The sequence below is a fragment of the Microbacterium sp. ARD32 genome, from assembly GCF_031844385.1.
In the GTDB taxonomy this organism is placed as follows: Bacteria; Actinomycetota; Actinomycetes; order Actinomycetales; family Microbacteriaceae; genus Microbacterium.
In genome coordinates this window covers 127,216-141,922 of sequence record NZ_JAUZVD010000004.1, presented here as the reverse complement: position 1 = coordinate 141,922, position 14,707 = coordinate 127,216, and the positions used below count along the sequence as shown (strand labels likewise).

The window sequence follows — 14,707 nt, the reverse complement described above, 5'->3', positions numbered from 1 at the left end:
GCGCGACCCCGGAGAACACATGCCCATCGTGAGCCTCGCCGGCGTCACCAAGAGCTACCCGGCCGCCGGCCGGGCCGCCGAGCCGGTGACGGCGGTCGAGGACGTCACCCTCGACATCGAGCAGGGTGACGTCTTCGGCATCATCGGCTACTCCGGCGCGGGCAAGTCCACGCTCGTCCGGCTGATCAACGCGCTCGAGCCCGCCAGCGGCGGCTCCATCCACGTGGACGGGACGGACATCACGGCGCTCGGCGAGCGGGAGCTGCGACGAGTGCGCAGCGGCATCGGCATGATCTTCCAGCAGTTCAACCTGTTCTCGTCGAAGACGGTCGCCGCCAACGTCGCCTATCCGCTGAAGCTCGCCGGATGGTCCAGGGCCGACATCGCCGCGCGCGTCGCGGAGCTGCTCGCCTTCGTCGGCCTGAGCGAGCGCGCGCGGGCCTACCCGGACCAGCTCTCCGGTGGGCAGAAGCAGCGCGTCGGCATCGCCCGCGCCCTGGCCACCCGGCCGCGCATCCTGCTCGCCGACGAGGCGACCAGCGCACTGGACCCGCAGACCACGCACGAGGTGCTCGACCTGCTGGGCCGCGTCAACCGCGAGCAGGGGGTCACGATCGTCATCATCACGCATGAGATGGACGTCATCCAGACGATCGCCACCAAGGTGGCAGTGATGGAGAAGGGCCGTGTCATCGAGCAGGGCGACGTGTTCGAGGTGTTCTCCCGCCCGCGGCATCCGGCCTCGCAGCGCTTCGTCGGCACCGTCATCAAGGGGGTGCCGTCGCCCGCCGAGGCGGCGGCGCTGCGCGAGCGGCACGCCGGCCGGCTGGTGACCTTCTCGTTCCGCGACGGCGACTCGTCCCAGTCGCAGGTGCTCCTCGACCTGGCGCAGGCCGGTCTGGAGTTCGAGCTCGTCTACGGCGGGATCAACGACATCCGGGGTCGCGCGTTCGGCCATCTCACGCTGGCCATCCGGGGAGCGGATGCGGCGATCGACGCCGCACTGGCCTCGATCGGCCGACACGCCACGGCCACCGAGATCGAGGGAGCGCGCTGATGGACCGCCTGATCGAGCTGGGGCCGGAGTTCTGGAAGTCGGCCGTCGAGACCCTCTACATGACGACGTTCGCGCTGATCATGGCGGGCGTGCTGGGCACGCTCATCGGCATGGGACTGTATGTCACGCGTGGCGGCGGCCTGCTGCCGAACCGCGTCATCGGCGGGCTGCTCGGCCTGGTGGTGAACTTCTTCCGGCCGATTCCGTTCGTGCTCTTCATCGCGGTGGCGATGCCGCTCACCCGGGCCGTCGTCGGCTCGGGCATCGGCACCACCGCCGGCGCGTTCGCGATCGGACTGGCGGCGTCGTTCGCGGTCGGCCGCATCGTGGAGCAGCACCTCGTCTCGGTCTCGCCCGGCGTCATCGAGGCGGCGCGCGCCATGGGGGCGGGACCGTGGCGGATCCTGTGCACCGTCGTGATCCCCGAGGCACTCGGCCCGCTGATCCTCGGCTACACGTTCATCGTCGTGGCGCTGATCGACATGACCGCCATGGCCGGGATGATCGGCGGCGGCGGGCTCGGCGCGTTCGCCCAGATCTACGGCTTCCGTCAGTTCGAGCCGGTGGTGATGTGGGCGGCGATCGTCCTGATCGTGGTGTTCGTGCACCTCGTGCAGCTGCTCGGCACCAGGCTGGCGCGCGTGGTCATGCGCCGGTAGGCGCCTCCTGCAGCACCCGGCGGGTGACGAACTCGCGGGGCGCCCCCGTGACCGGATCGAGGAACCGCAGCTCGCGCGCCAGCAGCTGCAGCGGGCGCGCGAAGTCGTCCGGAGCCTCGGGGAGCAGGTCGGGGTAGAAGCCGTCGTTCAGGATGCCGGCGCCGAGCGCGGCCAGATGCACGCGCAGCTGGTGCATCCGGCCCGAGTGCGGGCGCAGCCGGGTGTGCAGCACGCGTTCGTCGGCGGCGACGAGCTCGATGAGCGTCTCCGAGTTCGGCGCGCGCTCGGCATCCACCCGCACGCACACGTGCGCGCGCAGCTTCTCGATATGGTTGCGGAACACGATCGGGAAGGGCCGCCCCGCCAGGGCGGGAGATGCCGCATCCCAGTCGGCGGGCAGGGGCGACACCGCCTCGTACACCTTCTCGACCCGCCGCTGCTCGAACAGCAGCTGGTACGCCCCTCGGGTCGCCGGACGCACCGAGAACATCAGCAGCCCCGCGGTCGCGCGATCGAGCCGGTGGATCGGCGTCAGCTCGGGGATGCCCAGCAGGTTCCGCAGCCGGACCAGCGCGGAGTTCTGCAGGTACTTGCCGCCCGGCGTGGTGGGCAGGAAGTGCGGCTTGTCGGCGACCACGAGATCGCGGTCCCGATGCAGCACCTCGATCTCGAACGGGATGTGCGTCTCCACCGGCGGCTCGCGATAGTACCAGACGAACTCGTGGGCGCCCAGCGGGGTCTCGCGCGTGAGCGACGATCCGTCGCGCGCGACGATCTCGCCCCGGTCGAAGCGCACCAGAAGACGCTCCGGGTCGAGATGGAAGAACCGCTCGGCCATGTACGCCGAGATCGTGGGCCATTCACCTGTCAGCGGCACGTGCAGACGGGTGGCGCCGACGCCGTCGCGCACGGGCAGCGGGGATGCCATCGCCATCAGCTCACCCGCTCAGACGTCGAAGCTGAGGCTCAGCTTGCGCAGGAGCCCGGCCAGGCGGTCGCGGTCCGCGCGCGGCAGCGCCTGCAGCAGCTCGGCCTCGGCATCCACGAGGCGCGTGATCGCGGCATCCACCCGCACCCGCCCGTCGTCGGTGAGGATCACCAGCACGCTGCGGCCGTCGCCGGGGTCGGCCTCGCGTCGCACGAACCTGCGACCGACCAGCCGGTCGATGCGGTTGGTCATGGTGCCGCTGGTCACCAGCGTCTGCTGCAGCAGCTGCTTCGGCGAGAGCCGGAACGGCGCGCCCGCCCGGCGCAGCGCGGAGAGCACGTCCCACTCCCACGGCTCGATGTCGCTGCGGTGGAACACCTCGCGCCGCGCCCGATCGAGATGGCGGGACAGGCGGTCCATGCGGGAGAGCACCTCGAGCGGGGAGAAGTCCAGGTCGGGACGCTGCGCGTTCCACGCGCTGACGATCCGATCGACCTCATCCACCTCGCTCATGGTGTCCATTATCCCGTGGCAGACTTATCACGCGGTTCCGCCCTCCGGCGGCCGTGGTCCGCCGTGGTGTAACGGCAGCACGACAGCCTTTGGAGCTGTGAGGTTCAGGTTCGAATCCTGGCGGCGGAGCATGACGGAGAACAACATCTCGACCTTCGACGATCTCGCCATCATCGTCCTCGCCGCAGGACAGGGCACCCGCATGCGGTCGCGCCGGCCGAAGGTGCTGCACGAGATCGCGGGACGACCACTGGTCGGCCACGTGCTCAACACCGTCCGCGCGCTGGGAGCGCAGCACATCGAGGTGGTCGTGCGCCACGAGCGCGATCAGGTCGTCTCCGCGCTCGCCGCCGACCATCCCGATGCCGTGTTCGTCGATCAGGACGAGGTCCCGGGCACGGGCAGGGCCGTGCAGGTCGCCCTGGATGCTCTGCCGGCCGAGTTCGGCGGCGACGTGCTCGTGCTCTCCGGTGACTGCCCGCTGGCCGACGCCGGCACGCTCGCGGGACTCCTCCGCGAGCACCGGGCGGTGGGTGCCCCGGCCACGCTGATGACGGCCGTCGTCGACGACCCGACCGGCTACGGGCGCGTCATCCGCGACGCCGACGGCGGCGTGGACCGCATCGTCGAGCAGAAGGACGCCAGCGCGGACGAGGCCGCCGTGCGCGAGATCAATGCCGGCATGTACGTCTTCCGCGCCGAGACGCTGCGCCGCTACCTGCCGGAGGTCGGCGTCGACAACGCGCAGGGCGAGATGTATCTCACCGACGTGCCGGGGCTGCTGCGCCGCGACGGCGACCGGGTCGCGGCATCCGTCGTCTCCGACGTCACCGTCACCTACGGCGTCAACGATCGCGCCCAGCTCGCCGTCGTCGGCTCGCTGCTCAACGCCCGCATCGTGCGGCGCTGGCAGCGCGAGGGGGTGACCGTCGTCGATCCGGCGACCACCTGGATCGACGACGACGCGAAGCTCGCCGAGGACGTCACCATCCTGCCCAACACCCAGATCCTGCGCGCCACGGTGATCGCCGCGGGTGCGACGATCGGCCCGGACACCACCCTCGTGGACTGCGAGGTCGGCGAGGACGCCGTCGTCAAGCGCACCGATGCGAACCTCGCGGTGATCGGCGCGCGGGCGACGGTGGGTCCGTTCTCGTTCCTGCGACCCGGCACGGTGCTCGGCGAGGGCGGCAAGATCGGGGCGTACGTCGAGACGAAGAACGCGCAGATCGGCGAGGGCAGCAAGGTCCCGCACCTGTCCTATGTGGGGGACGCCACGATCGGACGGCACGTGAACCTCGGGGCGAGCACCATCACGGCGAACTACGACGATGTGAACAAGCACCGCACCGAGATCGGCGACGAGGTGCACACCGGCTCGCACACGGTGCTGGTCGCGCCCGTTAGGCTGGGGGCAGGTGCGAAGACCGGTGCCGGCGCGGTCGTCCGCAAGGACGTCCCGGCGGGCTCGCTGGCGATGAGCGTCGCCCCTCAGCGCAACATCGAGGGGTGGGTCGAGAAGAACAGGGCAGGAACCGGCGCGGCGGATGCGGCCGTGCGGGAACGATCGGCGGAATAGGGCGGCTCGGATGGGGCACAAGAAGAAGACGGTGGCGCTGGATCGCGAGAACGGGGTCGCCCCGGGACTGATCGCCAAGACCAAGAAGCGGCTGGTCGTCGCCGGCGGTCGCTCGCATCCCGAGCTGACGGCGGCCGTCGCGGCCGCGCTGGGCCAGGAGATGGCTCCCGTCGAGCACCGCACCTTCGCCTCGGGTGAGATCTACGCGCGCTTCGAGGTGTCGATCCGCGGCTGCGACCTGTTCATCGTGCAGTCCTTCGGCGAGCCGATCAACGAGTGGCTGATGGAGACGCTGATCATGCTGGACGCCGCCAAGCGCGCATCCGCCAAGCGCATCACCGTCGTCGCCCCGTACTACCCGTACGCGCGTCAGGACAAGAAGGGCCGCGGACGCGAGCCGATCAGCGCGCGCCTGGTCGCCGACATGCTCAAGGTCGCCGGCGCGGACCGCGTGATGAGCGTGGACCTGCACGCCGCGCAGATACAGGGGTTCTTCGACGGGCCCGTGGACCACCTGTTCGCCAAGCCCGTGCTGCTGCGGCATTTCGAGGAGAGCCTGACGGCCGAGGACAGGGCGACGCTCACGATCGTCTCGCCCGACATGGGCCGGGTGCGCGTGGCCGACACCTGGTCGGACAGCCTGAACGCCCCGCTGGCGATCATCCACAAGCGCCGCGACCCCAAGGTCGCCAACCAGGTCTCGGTGCACGAGATCGTCGGCACCGTGAGTGATCGCACCTGCCTGCTCGTCGACGACATGATCGACACCGGCGGCACGATCGTCAAGGCGGCGCAGGCGCTGAAGGCCAACGGTGCGCGCAAGGTGATCGTCGCCGCCACGCACGCGATCTTCAGCGACCCCGCCTCGGTGCGTCTGCAGGACGAGGCGATCGACCAGGTCGTGGTCACCGACACCGTCCCGCTGGCGGCGTCCCGTCGCTGGGACGAGCTGGTCGTCCTCCCGATCGCCCCGCTGCTCGCGACGGCGATCAAGCAGGTGTTCGAGGACGGCTCGGTCACCAGCATGTTCAACGGTGCGGCCTGAGCCGCATCCGCCCGCGCAGGTGAGCGGGGTCCCGGCGTTCGACGAGGTGGCGGAGTTCGTCTCCGCGGATGCCGCGCACGGACGCTTCGACGACTGGGGTCGCTCCACGGTGATCGACGAGAACACCGGCGCGGCGGTCATCGACGAGGACCTGTTCGCGCGGCTGCATGCGATCGCGGGCATCCCGGCGCGCTTCCCCGTGGGCAGCGCCGGGCTGATCCACGTGTACGGGTACTGGTTCTCCACCGTGCTGACGCCCTACGGCTACAAGCGCGACCGCTGGCAGGACGGCGGGCTCGCGACGACGCTCGGTCAGCCGCCGCACGCCTTCCGGCTGTGGGGCGATGAGCACTCGACGCCCCTGCAGCGGGTGACGGCCGTGGCGCTGCCGCTGCTCGCCGAACCGCCCGTCTCGGTTCGCGGTCGTGCGGATGCCGCGGTCGACGGCGTCCCCACCCGCGTGGTGCTCGCCGGCCCCGAGCACGACCGCGCACCTGGATCCGCCGCCCGATCCGGCGCGACCGCACTGATCTACGGGGCGCGCACCGCCGGCGCGTGGCGGCTGATCACCGTCTTCCCGATGTCGGGAGACCCCGAGGCGGTGGTCGCGGACTACCGCGCCGACGTCCGCTGGCGCTGGAACGCGGCCCCTCCCCAGGCCCCGTCACCGGCTGTTCACCCGAAGTAGACGCATTGTCCACGAACTACCTCTAATCTTGGACGTGATGTCCATCACAGAGGAGTGCGCGTGAACCCCACCATCATCTTCGACTTCGACGGCACGGTCGCCGTCGGCGACGGACCGGTGCGGGCGTTCGCCCGCTTCGCCGCCGAGAGCGCGGGCGCGGACTACCTGGAGCGAGTGGGCACCGCCCTGGCCGACTACGACCGCGGATCCTCGAGCTTCCGCGACGGCTACGACGTGGTCGGCACCCTGGCGCGCACCGACGGCGTGGATGAGGCGACGTTGAGCGCGGCCTACGCGCACAGCCGCACCAGGCTAGGCACGGCGGATGCCCCCGTGCAGGCCGCCGAGGGCCTCGCCGAGCTGCTCGCCGAGCTGGACCCGCGCGTGCGGGTGGTGCTCGCCACGAACGCGCCCGAGGACGGCATCCCGGCGCTGCTGGTGGAGTGGGGGATCGCCGACCGCTTCACCGCCACGCACTTCGTGGTGGGCAAGCCCGCCGGGCTCGGCGCGCTGGTGACCGAAGCGCTCGAGCACGGGCCCGTGCTCTCGATCGGCGACATCTTCGTCAACGACCTCGCGCCCGCTCACGAGCTGGGCGCCGACACCGCACTGGTGGGGGCGACCGCGGCGACCTCGCCCGAGCAGCCCACCTTCCGCGCCGCCGCGCTGTCCGAGCTCGTGCCGGACATCCGCCGCTGGGCGGACGACGCGCTGCGCGCCCCGGACCCCGCCTCCTGATCCCGACAACGCAAGACCAGCTTCGAAAGGCACTCATGCACATGCGCAAGACCATCGCCGCGGTCGGCATCGCCACCGCATCCGTCCTGATCCTCGCCGGCTGCGCCGGCGGCGACACCACCGCCGACGGATCCTCCGACGGCGCCTGGCCCGACGAGATCACCATCTCGCTGGTGCCCTCCACCGAGAACGCCGACCTGGCCGAGGCGCTCACCCCGCTGACCGGCTACCTCAGCGACGAGCTCGGCATCGAGGTCAAGGGCGTGGTCGCAGACAACTACGCCGCCACCGTCGAGGCGCTCGGCGCCGACCAGGCGCAGGTCATCATCACCGACGCCGGGTCGCTCTACAACGCCATCAACCAGTACGACGCGAAGCTGATCCTGCGCGATGTGCGCTTCGGCGCCAGCTCGTACGCGTCGGTCGGATTCACCAGCAACCCCGACAAGTACTGCGCCGACGCGCCCGTGAAGGCCACCTACGCTGCCAACGACGTCGAGCTCTCCTACTGCAACGGCATCGAGACCGCCGGCGAGAAGGCCACCGGCACCGGTCCCGGGGGACTGAAGGCGCTGAAGAAGATCGACAAGGGCACCAAGGTGGCGCTGCAGGCGGCCACCTCGCCCGCCGGCTACCAGTACCCGGTCGTCGCGATGCAGGATGCCGGCATCGACACCGACGCCGACATCACCCAGGTCCCGGTCGAGGGCAACAACAACGCCGTGCTGGCCGTCTACAACGGCGACGCCGAGGTGTCGTTCGGGTTCTGGGACGCCCGCTCCAGCGTGCTCAAGGAGGCGCCGGACGTGGCCGACAAGGTGGTGGCGTTCGCCTACACCGACATGATCCCCAACGGCGGCGTCGCCGTGAGCAGCTCGCTGCCGGATGACCTGGTCGCCGAGCTCACCGACCTCATGGACGGCTACGTCGACTCCTCCGACGAGGCCAAGCAGGTCATGACCGATCTGGTCAGCCTCACCGACTGGACCGCCGAGACGAACCAGGACGAGATCGACCGCTACGGCGAGATCCTCCAGAAGTTCGCCAACTGACCGGAAGGCACCCACGCATGGACACGTCCTGGCACGTCGAACTCGACGACGTCTCGGTCACCTACCCGAACGGCACGCGGGCGCTGAAGGACGTGTCCCTGCGCATCGAGGCGGGTGAGATGGTGTCGGTGGTCGGGCTGTCCGGCTCCGGCAAATCCACCCTCATCCGCACGATCAACGGCCTCGTGCGGGCCACCGGAGGCACCGTCTCCGTGGGCCCGTACGAGGTCACCTCGCTGCGCGGGCGCGAGCTGCGCCGTGTGCGCGGCCACATCGGGATGATCTTCCAGGGGTTCAACCTCGCCGAGCGCACGGACGTGCTGCACAACGTGCTGGTGGGCCGGTTCGCGCACGCGCCGGCCTGGCGCAACCTGCTCGGCCTCCCGGCCGCGCAGGACCGCGAGCTGGCGCTGTCGGCCCTCGAGTCGGTGGGGATGCTCGAGAAGGTCTGGGCGCGCGGTGGCGCGCTCTCCGGCGGTCAGAAGCAGCGCGTTGCGATCGCCCGCGCGCTCACCCAGGAGCCCAGCATCATGCTGGCCGACGAGCCGGTCGCGTCCCTGGACCCGCCCACCGCCCACAGCGTGATGAGTGACCTGCGGCGGATCAACGCCGAGCGCGGCCTGACCGTGATGGTGAACATCCACCTGATGGATCTGGCCCGGCAGTACACCACTCGCATGATCGGGCTGCGCGCCGGGGAGGTCGTCTACGACGGCCCCGCCCAGGAGGCCACCGACGCCGACTTCGAGCAGATCTACGGCCGGCCGATCCAGGTGCGCGACCGCATGGGAGAGGCCGGATGACCGGCATCGCCCCGGCCGCGTCCGCCGTCTCGGCCGGCAGGAGTCTGCCGCCCAAGCCGCGCAGCACGCTGCGCGTCGCGCTGATCGCCCTCGTGCTGATCGCGCTGACCGTCGCCACCTGCATCCCCGCGATCGGCGGCGTGGACATCGATCTCGCCGCGGTCGCGAAGAACTGGCACCACGGTGCGCGCAAGCTGCAGCAGATGATGCAGCCGAACTTCGCGTTCCTGCCGCGCACCGTCGCGCCGATGCTCGAGACGCTGCAGATGGCACTGGTGGGCGCGGTCGTCTCGGCCGCGCTCTCGGTGCCGCTCACGCTGTGGGCTGCGCGCCCCACCAACCCGAACGGCATCGGGCGGGGCATCGTGCGCACCGCGATCAACATCGTGCGCTCGGTGCCCGACCTTGTCTACGCATCGGTGCTCGTCGCGATGGTGGGCGTCGGCGTGCTGCCCGGTCTGATCACGCTCGTGCTGTTCGATCTGGGCATCATCGTCAAGCTCGTCTCCGAGGCCATCGACTCCGCCGACCACGGCTACATGGAGGCCGGCAGGGCCGCCGGCGGCACCCAGTTCCAGATCAACCGCACCACCGCGCTGCCGCAGACCATGCCGCTGTTCGCGAACCAGTGGCTGTACGTGCTCGAGCTGAACGTGCGCATCTCCGCCATCCTCGGCTTCGTCGGCGCCGGCGGCATCGGCCGCATCCTGGACGAGCGCCGCGGCTTCTACGCCTACGGCGACGTCTCGGTGATCATCCTGGAGATCCTCGTGGTCGTCGTGCTCATCGAGGTCACCTCCAACGCCCTGCGAAGGAGGCTGGCATGACCTCGCTCGCCGTGCCCAGGCATCCGTCCCGCCTGTGGCCCACCGTCATCGCCGTCGTCGCCGCCCTCATCGTGCTGGCCGCGGCAGGGGGACTGCGCATCTCGTGGGAGGACGTGCCGAAGATCCCCGGCAACGTCTTGAAGTACCTGCTGCTGATGTTCTCGGAGCCGAACTGGGAGAAGCTGCCCCGCGCGCTGCTGGAGATGTGGCGCTCGGTGTCGATGGCGTGGCTCGGCGCCATCCTGTGCGTGTTCTTCTCCATTCCGCTCGGCATCCTCGCCGCCAGCGGCGTGGGCCCGCTGTGGCTGCGCGGGCTGCTGCGCGCGGTGTTCGCCGTGATCCGCGCCGTTCCCGAGGTGATCATCGCCCTGGTGCTGCTGACCGTCACCGGGCTCACTCCGTTCACCGGCATGCTCGCGCTGGGGGTCGCCGGCATCGGCACGCAGGGCAAGTGGGTGTACGAGACCGTGGAGTCGGCCCAGGAGGGCGCCTCCGAGGCGGTGCGGGCCGCCGGCGGCACGACGGCGGAGGTGACGCGCTGGGCGCTGTGGCCGGCCGTCGCACCGGCGCTGATGTCGTTCGCGCTGTACCGCTTCGAGATCAACATCCGCACCTCCGCGATCCTGGGCATGGTCGGCGCCGGCGGCATCGGCAGTATGCTCTCGAACTACACCCAGTTCCGCGAATGGGACACGGTGGGAATGCTGCTGATCGTCATCGTCGTCACGACGATGGGCATCGACGCGATCTCGGGTGCGGTGCGCCGCCGGATCATGGAAGGGGCTCGCACGCGTGAGCTGGCACGGATCGTCTGACGCGCCGCCGCTGGTGCGCATCGCCGCGATGGCGCCTTCGCTGCAGCGCGGCGAACGGCGGGTGGCCGAGGCGATCGTCGCCGACCGCAGCGGCACCGTGGAGCGCACCGCGCAGGAACTGGCCGACGCCGTCGGCGTCGGGCGCACGACCGTGATCCGCGCCGTGCAGTCCCTGGGGTACGAGGGGTACCCGCAGCTGAGGGTGGCGCTCGCGCAGGAGATCGCTCAGGAGACGGCGCATGACCCGGCGGATGCCGACGACGCGGACGGCACGATGGTCGGCGCGATGCGCGCAGGAGCGGCGCGGTTCGCGGCCAGGATCAGCGGGGCGGTCGCGGCGCTCGCCGAGACCGACGTGCAGGAGCTGGTGCGGCTGCTTGACACCTCGCACCGTGTGCTCGTGATCGCCAACGGTCTCTCCAGCGCCCTCGGCCTGGATCTGGTGCTGCGCCTGAACTCCGTCGGGCGCTCGGCGGAACTCCTCATGGACGCGCTGTCGCAGCAGATCTCGGCACGGCAGCTGGGGGAGGGCTCGCTGTGCCTGGTGATCTCCGGGTCGGGCGCGAGCCGCGCGACGCTGGCGGGGATGGATGCCGCCAGGACCGGCGGCGCGCGCATCGCCGCCATCACGTCGTTCGCACGATCTCCCGTGGCCGAGGCTGCGGATGTGAGCCTAGTGGTGCCCCCGGTGAACGAGAGCTTCCAGGACGAGCTGATCCACACGTCCCGCGCCGGCATCCTGCTGGTGATCGAGCAGCTGGTGGAGCGCTTCGCGGTGCACCGCGGGGAACGCGGGCGCGAGGCGCAGGCGGCGTCGCTGTCGGTGCTCGGCGGCGGCCTGCAGGAGTGATGACACCGCTGCGGCGCGTCCCGAGCCGCGCGGGCAGTGAGAGAGTGGAACGGTGATCTCAACCCTCACCGCGCTGCGCCAGCGCGTGCTGGCCGTGCTCGGCGCGATATCGATGTACCGCCTGGTGTTCTTCGCACTGATCGCCCTCGCCCTGCTCGCGCTCGGCTTCTCGTTCACTCCGCTGGTGGGTCCGGGCGCCGGCGAGATTCTCGCCTCGTTCGCGGTGCTGGCGGTCGTGATCTGCGGGGTCGACGCCGTCGCCCAGCGGGTGCTGCGGCTGCCGTGGCGCGCGGAGTCCTCGCTGCTGACGGCGCTGATCCTGCTGTTCGTGCTGCAGCCCTCACTGGCACCCTCCGGGCTGCTGGGCAACGCGCTGGCCGGCGCGCTCGCGAGCCTGTCGAAGTACCTCATCGCGTGGCGCGGCAGGCACATCCTGAATCCGGCGGCCTTCGGCGCGACGGTGGTGACCGTGTTCGGGTTCGGCTCGTTCTCGTCGTGGTGGGTCGGCACCCCGGCACTGGCCGTGGCGGTCGCCGTGCTCGGCCTGCTGGTGCTGTGGCGCACCGAGAAGGTGCGCGTCGTGCTGGTGTTCCTGCTGGTCGTCGTCGGCGTATCGGTGGTGCGTCAGGCCATGCAGGCGAGTGCCGCCGGCACCGGGATCGCGATAGCGGATGCTGTGCTCTTCGCCCTCGCACACTCCCCGGCGCTGTTCCTGGGCGCCTTCATGCTCTCCGAGCCGCTCACGCTTCCGCCGCGGCGCTGGCAGCAGTTCAGCGTGGCGGCACTGGTGGGCCTGCTCGCCGGATGGCCCATCGCGGTCGGCGATCTGTTCACGTTCGGTCAGGAGCGTGCGCTGCTGATCGGCAATCTGCTGGCTTTCGCCTTCGCGGTGCGCGGGTCTGTGCGACTGGTGCTCGAGAAGCGGCGTATGGTCACTCCGACTGCGCAGGAGCTGACGTTCCGCGCCAAGGGGCGGCTGGGGTTCCTGCCCGGGCAGTATCTGGAGCTGGACGTGCCGCACCGACGACCGGATGCCCGCGGTACGCGCCGCGAGTTCAGCATCCTCTCCGCGCCCGCCGATCTCCCGACGCTGCGCATCGCCTACAAGAACGGCGATCAGAAGCATCCCTCCAGCTACAAGCGCGCGCTGGCCGCGGCGGAGCCGGGTGCCGTGCTCGCGGTGACGGGAACCTGGGGAGACTTCGTGCTGCCTCGGGGCGGGGCGCCCGTGCTGATGGTGGCCGCCGGCATCGGCGTGACTCCGTTCGTCTCGCAGCTGCGGCAGCTGCGCGCCCAGGGCGTCGATCGCGACGTCGTGCTGATCTACGTGGCATCCGAGGCGGCCGAGCTCGCCTTCCGCGACGAGCTGGAGGCCACCGGCGTGCGCGGCGTGGTGTTCACGCGCGACGAGCCGGCGGGGCTCGCCGAAAGCTGGACCTGGGCGCAGGGCGTGCGGCTGGATGCCGAGGGCCTGGAGCGCGTGGTGCCCGACATCGCCGCGCGGCACGCGTTCATCTCCGGGCCACCGCGACTGATCGCCGATCTCGCGCCGGCGCTGCAGAAGGCGCGCAGCCTGACGACCGACGCGTTCGCCGGTTACTGACCGGACGGCGGGGGAGCGGTGGGCTCCGACTCCGGCTTCGGATCCGGGCCGGTGTCCGGCTCGGGCGCGGTGTCCGGCTCGGCCGCGGGCAGCGGCAGCCGCACGGTGAACGTGGTGTCACCGGGCTCGCTCGTCACGCCGATCGCACCGCCGTGTCCCTCCGTGATCGCCTTCGCGATGGCCAGGCCCAGACCGGTTCCGCCGGTGCGGCGGGCCCGCGAGGCGTCGCCGCGGGCGAAGCGGGCGAACAGCTCCTCGCGCACCGCGGGGTCGATACCGGGTCCGTCATCGTGCACGCGCAGCACGGCGGCGCCCGGTTCGGTCGTCAGCGCCAGCGTGATCGTGGTTCCCGCCGGGGTGTGCGTGCGCGCGTTGGCGAGCAGATTCGCGAGCACCTGGTGCAGGCGGCCGGCGTCGCCCGACAGCGTGACCGGCTGTGCGGGAACGTCCAGCTCCCAGGCGTGATCCAGGCCCGTCGGCTGCGCATCGCTGAGGGCCTCGACGGCCAGCTGCGTCAGGTCGACGGGCCGCTTCACGAGCTCGCGGCCCTCGTCCAGGCGCGCCAGCAGCAGCAGATCCTCGACGAGCCGGGTCATGCGCAGCGACTGCGCCTGGATGCGCTCCAGCGCCGAGGTGGTGCTCTCCAGCGTGCCGGCGGCCCGGTCGGCATCCGCCCCCCTCGCCTGGCCGAGCGCCTTGAGCGACAGCTCGGAGTATCCCCGGATGGATGCCAGCGGCGTGCGCAGCTCATGGCTCGCGTCGGCGACGAACCGTCGCATCCGGTCCTCGTTGCGCTGACGGGCGGCGAGCGAGGAGTCCACGTGGTCGAGCAGGGTGTTCAGCGCGACCCCGACCCGGCCCACTTCCGTACGTGGATCGGCCTCGTAATCGGGCACGCGCTCGGTGATGCTCACCTCACCGCGGTCGAGCTGCTGACCGGCGACCCGCGTGGCGGTCGCCGCCACGGCGCGCAGCGGACGCAGCCCCATGCTGATCGTCAGCGCCGTCGTCAGCGCCAGCAGCAGCAGACCGCCGAGCGTCGCGAGGGCGATCACCGTGAACAGCGTGCCGAGTGTCTGCTGGATCTCGGAGCGCGACAGCCCGGTCACCACGATCGTGCCGTTGCCGGTCTGCGCGATGGTCACCAGATAGGAGCCGCCGGAGAGCGAGACGGTCGCGGTGCCGGTGTCGTGCAGGGCCTGCGTGAGCTCGAACAGATCGCCGCTGCGCAGGCTCCTGCCGCCATCGGCGGTCACGACCACGCCCGACGCGCTCCCGTTCGCGGGTTGCACCGCCAGAAGGAGGCCGGCCGGCACGCGCTGGCCGGTGAGCACTCGCTCCGCCGTCAGCGGTGATCCGGTGACCGCAGCCAGCGGCTCCGCATCCGCGACCCAGCGCTTGATCCCGGCGGAGTAGCTGGTCAGCTGCTCCTGCAGCCGGTCCTCCAGCGTCTTGCCGAGGGTCGCGCTGGTGATGATCGCCACCACGACGAGAATGAGGGAGACGAACCCGATCACGGCGGCCATCAGCCGCGCCTGCAGGCTCACCGG

At 71.0% G+C, this 14,707-nt stretch carries 15 protein-coding genes and 1 tRNA gene; 13 read left to right on the top strand and 3 right to left on the bottom strand.

The window, feature by feature from the left end:
- Positions 1-19: 19 nt before the first annotated feature.
- Both Q9R19_RS13840 and Q9R19_RS13835 read left to right on the top strand, forming a co-directional pair.
- On the top strand, positions 20-1,057 hold the full coding sequence (locus Q9R19_RS13840; protein WP_311256976.1) for a methionine ABC transporter ATP-binding protein: 1,038 nt from the start codon (positions 20-22) through the stop codon (positions 1,055-1,057).
- Positions 1,057-1,716 carry a methionine ABC transporter permease gene (locus Q9R19_RS13835; RefSeq protein ID WP_311256975.1) on the top strand — a complete coding sequence of 220 codons (660 nt, stop codon included), beginning with the start codon at positions 1,057-1,059 and terminating at the stop codon, positions 1,714-1,716. The genes Q9R19_RS13840 and Q9R19_RS13835 overlap by 1 nt, the downstream gene beginning before the upstream one ends.
- Here Q9R19_RS13835 and Q9R19_RS13830 read toward each other — a convergent pair.
- A complete protein-coding gene (locus Q9R19_RS13830; RefSeq protein WP_311257067.1) occupies positions 1,703-2,644 on the bottom strand; it encodes a pseudouridine synthase in 942 nt (313 codons plus the stop codon). The genes Q9R19_RS13835 and Q9R19_RS13830 overlap by 14 nt on opposite strands.
- 18 nt (positions 2,645-2,662) lie before the next feature.
- Positions 2,663-3,157 carry a MarR family transcriptional regulator gene (locus Q9R19_RS13825; RefSeq protein WP_311256974.1) on the bottom strand — a complete coding sequence of 165 codons (495 nt, stop codon included), beginning with the start codon at positions 3,155-3,157 and terminating at the stop codon, positions 2,663-2,665.
- 57 nt (positions 3,158-3,214) lie between these two features.
- Here Q9R19_RS13825 and Q9R19_RS13820 point away from each other — a divergent pair.
- The 11 genes from Q9R19_RS13820 (at position 3,215) to Q9R19_RS13770 (ending at position 13,157) form a co-directional block, all read left to right on the top strand.
- A tRNA-Gln gene (locus Q9R19_RS13820) sits at positions 3,215-3,286 on the top strand.
- A 1-nt stretch (position 3,287) separates the two neighbouring features.
- Positions 3,288-4,736, top strand: coding sequence for a bifunctional UDP-N-acetylglucosamine diphosphorylase/glucosamine-1-phosphate N-acetyltransferase GlmU (gene glmU / locus Q9R19_RS13815; protein ID WP_311256973.1), 1,449 nt, complete (start codon positions 3,288-3,290; stop codon positions 4,734-4,736).
- A gap of 10 nt (positions 4,737-4,746) precedes the next feature.
- A complete protein-coding gene (locus Q9R19_RS13810; RefSeq protein ID WP_311256972.1) occupies positions 4,747-5,781 on the top strand; it encodes a ribose-phosphate diphosphokinase in 1,035 nt (344 codons plus the stop codon).
- A complete protein-coding gene (locus Q9R19_RS13805; RefSeq protein ID WP_311256971.1) occupies positions 5,771-6,469 on the top strand; it encodes an amino acid deaminase in 699 nt (232 codons plus the stop codon). Before Q9R19_RS13810 ends, Q9R19_RS13805 begins: the two co-directional genes overlap by 11 nt.
- 60 nt (positions 6,470-6,529) lie before the next feature.
- A complete protein-coding gene (locus Q9R19_RS13800) occupies positions 6,530-7,207 on the top strand; it encodes an HAD family hydrolase (protein ID WP_311256970.1) in 678 nt (225 codons plus the stop codon).
- Positions 7,208-7,242: 35 nt separating this feature from the next.
- Positions 7,243-8,259 (top strand): phosphate/phosphite/phosphonate ABC transporter substrate-binding protein, encoded by a 1,017-nt coding sequence (phnD, locus tag Q9R19_RS13795; protein ID WP_311256969.1) that lies wholly within the window; start codon positions 7,243-7,245, stop codon positions 8,257-8,259.
- Positions 8,260-8,276: 17 nt separating this feature from the next.
- Complete coding sequence (phnC, locus tag Q9R19_RS13790) at positions 8,277-9,062, top strand: phosphonate ABC transporter ATP-binding protein (RefSeq protein WP_311256968.1); 786 nt, start codon at positions 8,277-8,279, stop codon at positions 9,060-9,062.
- Positions 9,059-9,889 carry a phosphonate ABC transporter, permease protein PhnE gene (gene phnE / locus Q9R19_RS13785; protein WP_311256967.1) on the top strand — a complete coding sequence of 277 codons (831 nt, stop codon included), beginning with the start codon at positions 9,059-9,061 and terminating at the stop codon, positions 9,887-9,889. Before phnC ends, phnE (Q9R19_RS13785) begins: the two co-directional genes overlap by 4 nt.
- The gene (gene phnE / locus Q9R19_RS13780; RefSeq protein ID WP_311256966.1) at positions 9,886-10,704 is read left to right on the top strand and encodes a phosphonate ABC transporter, permease protein PhnE; all 819 of its coding nucleotides are present in this window, start codon (positions 9,886-9,888) and stop codon (positions 10,702-10,704) included. The genes phnE (Q9R19_RS13785) and phnE (Q9R19_RS13780) overlap by 4 nt, the downstream gene beginning before the upstream one ends.
- Positions 10,682-11,554, top strand: coding sequence for a MurR/RpiR family transcriptional regulator (locus Q9R19_RS13775; RefSeq protein WP_311256965.1), 873 nt, complete (start codon positions 10,682-10,684; stop codon positions 11,552-11,554). Before phnE (Q9R19_RS13780) ends, Q9R19_RS13775 begins: the two co-directional genes overlap by 23 nt.
- A gap of 112 nt (positions 11,555-11,666) precedes the next feature.
- A complete protein-coding gene (locus Q9R19_RS13770) occupies positions 11,667-13,157 on the top strand; it encodes a flavodoxin reductase (protein WP_396653496.1) in 1,491 nt (496 codons plus the stop codon).
- On the opposite strand, the gene Q9R19_RS13765 is transcribed toward Q9R19_RS13770, so the two are convergent.
- Positions 13,151-14,704 carry an ATP-binding protein gene (locus Q9R19_RS13765; protein ID WP_311256963.1) on the bottom strand — a complete coding sequence of 518 codons (1,554 nt, stop codon included), beginning with the start codon at positions 14,702-14,704 and terminating at the stop codon, positions 13,151-13,153. The genes Q9R19_RS13770 and Q9R19_RS13765 overlap by 7 nt on opposite strands.
- Between the last annotated feature and the right edge of the window lie 3 nt (positions 14,705-14,707).